Origin of the sequence: Flavobacterium defluvii, from assembly GCF_900129555.1 — a bacterium.
Classification (GTDB): domain Bacteria; phylum Bacteroidota; class Bacteroidia; order Flavobacteriales; family Flavobacteriaceae; genus Flavobacterium; species Flavobacterium defluvii.
In genome coordinates, this window is sequence record NZ_FQWC01000018.1 from 1 (window position 1) to 3,266 (window position 3,266).

Annotated in this window: 2 protein-coding genes; one reads left to right on the forward strand and one right to left on the reverse strand. The window is 35.7% G+C overall.

Annotated elements, in window-relative coordinates:
• The first annotated feature begins 229 nt into the window (after nt 1–229).
• Nucleotides 230–1,270 carry an IS110 family RNA-guided transposase gene (locus BUC29_RS21030; RefSeq protein WP_073418542.1) on the forward strand — a complete coding sequence of 347 codons (1,041 nt, stop codon included), beginning with the start codon at nt 230–232 and terminating at the stop codon, nt 1,268–1,270.
• A 198-nt stretch (nt 1,271–1,468) separates the two neighbouring features.
• Here BUC29_RS21030 and BUC29_RS21035 read toward each other — a convergent pair whose 3' ends face one another.
• Nucleotides 1,469–3,004: a SulP family inorganic anion transporter gene (locus BUC29_RS21035; protein ID WP_073418541.1), complete on the reverse strand. Its 1,536-nt coding sequence runs from the start codon at nt 3,002–3,004 to the stop codon at nt 1,469–1,471.
• Nucleotides 3,005–3,266: the final 262 nt, after the last annotated feature.

Sequence of the window (3,266 nt, forward strand, 5' to 3'; positions counted from 1 at the left end):
TGCTTCTCCTATGTTTGTATAATATAATCTAAGTGAAGAAGGGCGAGAGCAGATTTTGCTTTAAATAGCCTTATGGTATATTCAAGAAAAGAGACTGCCTCCTCTTCTTTAACCTTTTAGAATCTGAACAGAATGTAAGGAATTTACTCATTATTATGAGTCTAATAGCCAGTATATCCAGTCAGGAGAAAAGATGAAGGAAGGTTATCACTTACCTAAACCATATAAGATGAAGGTATTATTAAAGCAGACAGTAGGAATTGATGTTGCACAAAATGAATTAGTTGTATCGCTTGGTAGAATGGATGAACAGATCAGCATAGAAGTCTATGGCTACAAAGTATTTCCCAATACTAAAAAAGGGTTTTCAAGTCTTGTATCGTGGGTAAATAAACAGACATCAACTACAACAGAAGTACGGTACGTAATGGAAGCAACAGGAGTTTACCATGAATCCTTAGCGTACTATCTTTACAGTATTCAAAAACAAGTCAGCATCGTTTTGCCAAACAAGATCAGTAATTATGCAAAAACACTTGACATAAAAACCATTACTGACAAGAGCGCTTCACAAGCGATTGCTAGATTTGGTTTGGAAAGGCAATTGGAACTATGGCAACCTCCTTTAAAAATATTTAATGATTTGAGACAGCTTTGTCGGGAACGTGAGCAGCTTGTACATGAGCGTACAATGTTGAAAAATCAACTGCACGCAGAACGTACTTCTGCAACTTCAAGTGAAAGCTCAGTTAAACGAACTAAAAAAAGAATAGCTCTTATTGATTTGCAGGAAAAGCAGATAAGAGAAGAAATTGCTATCCTTATCAAAGGAGATCAAGCTCTAGTAGAAAAGATGAAAATAGTATCTTCAATTCCTGGCATTGGAAATCTGACTGCTGTAACCATTATCGCCGAAACCAACGGATTCGAGTTAATAAAGAATAAAAGACAGTTGGTTAGTTATGCAGGATTAGATGTAAGAGAAAAGACATCTGGAACTTCAGTGAAATCCAAACCTCGAATTTCCAAGCGGGGTAATAGGAATTTAAGAAAGGTAATGCACTTTCCAGCATTAGCTGCAATTAGGACTGATGAAAGGTTCAGAGATATTTTCTTAAGAATGGTTTCAAGGCATGGTATCAAAATGAAGGCTATAGTTGCCATCCAAAGAAAACTGCTAGAATTGACTTTTATATTATGGAAAAACAATTCTTATTATAATTCAGAACACCAACATCAAATCATTCCGTTTCAGGAAGTAGCGATGTAAATAAAGAGAAGCTTAATTCTCTATCGATAATTTGTTTAAGAGGTTGGCTTTAGCTTATAACCCCCGAACCATTTTTGGGTTTATTTAAATCTAATATTTAAACTTAGTTTAAAAGTAAAAGGCTGAAATGCATAAAAAAACATCGAAAACCATAGAAAAAATCTGATAGCTTTCGATGTAAACTTAAATAGACCAATGTTACTTATTAGTCATTACTTTGTAGGTAGGATCTTCGATAATATTCACATCTATAACTGTTTCAGCATTTTTCAGTAACTGTCTGCAATCTTGGCTTAAATGTCGTAAATGTAGTTTTTTACCTTCCTTGTGATACTTCTCCGTAATTTTATTTAAAGCTTCAATAGCAGACATATCAACTACTTTACTTTCCTTAAAATCAATTACAACTTCATTCGGATCATTTAGTACGTCAAATTTTTCAATAAATGCGGCAGTAGAACCAAAGAACAGCGGTCCAAAAATTTCGTAATGCTTTACACCATCTTCATCTACATACTTTCTTGCACGTATTCGTTTGGCACTTTCCCAGGCAAATACAAGAGCTGAAATAACTACACCTATCAAAACGGCTAAAGCTAAGTTGTGTAATAGTACAGTTATAACTGCTACCAGCATACCAATAAAAATGTCGTGTCGAGGCATTTTATTAATAATTCGAAAGCTGACCCACTCAAATGTGCCTATAGCTACCATCATCATAACCCCGACTAATGCCGCCATTGGAATTTGTTCTATTACAGGACCTGCAACCAGAATGATCAATAAGATTGCTATAGATGCAACTATTGCAGAAAGTCTGGCTCTCCCTCCAGCTCCGATATTCACTAAAGTCTGGGCAACCATTGCACATCCACCCATTCCTCCGAAGAAACCGTTGGTGATATTGGCTATGCCCTGTGCGGCAGCCTCACGGTTAGATTGTCCTTTTGTACTAGTTATTTCATCAACCATATTAAGCGTTAACAGACTTTCAATCAACCCAACACCTGCCATTACTAAGGCGTAGGGGAAAATAATTTTCAGGGTTTCCAGATTAAACGGTATTTCTGGAATATGAAATGATGGCAGTGAACCACCTACTGAAGCTATATCAATTACTTTTTTAGTATCAATACCGAAAAAATATACGATACCGAATACAACAATTATCGCTACTAACGATGCAGGAACCGCCTTTGTAAATTTTGGTAATATAAATACAATTGCTATGGTTAACAACGTCAATCCCGCCATTAAATAGAGGGCAGAACCCTGCATCCAACCTTCTATTCCGTTTTCTACTACTTTAAATTGTGCTACCTGTGCCATGAAAATGATTACTGCAAGACCATTTAAAAAACCGTACATTACCGGTTGCGGGATCAGGCGTACAAATTTACCAAGTTTAAAAATTCCTACTAAAAATTGCATAAGACCTGCCATTATAACGGCAGCAAAAAGATATTCCACCCCATGTGATGCTGCCAGTGCAATAAGTACAACAACAGTCGCTCCGGCGCCTCCGGAAACCATTCCAGGTCTGCCCCCTAGAATTGCGGTTACAATACCCATTAAAAAGGCTGCATAAAGACCTGTCAATGGCGATAGCCCCGCTAAAATAGCAAACGATAAAGACTCTGGTATCATGGTCATGGCAACTGCAAGACCTGCAAGAATTTCATTCTTGTAATTAATTTTCTGTTTGAAATCAAACAAATTGATAATTTTCTCCATAAAAAATTATGTTTAAATATGTAAAATTTGAATAAAAAGTGGGTACACTGAAGTAAAATCTTCGGGTACGATAAAAAAGCCAATAAATTAAAATTGGGAAAATAAAACAGTTTAGCCTAAGATCAAGGCGGCGTAACTTGAGATGATATTTGTACTGTTCTTTTCATTGAGTTACGCAAAAGTACAATTTAAAGTCATTTTACACAATTTATCACTAAATAAAACTAAAAAAATTTGTTTTACAACACAGAATCTTTTCTTT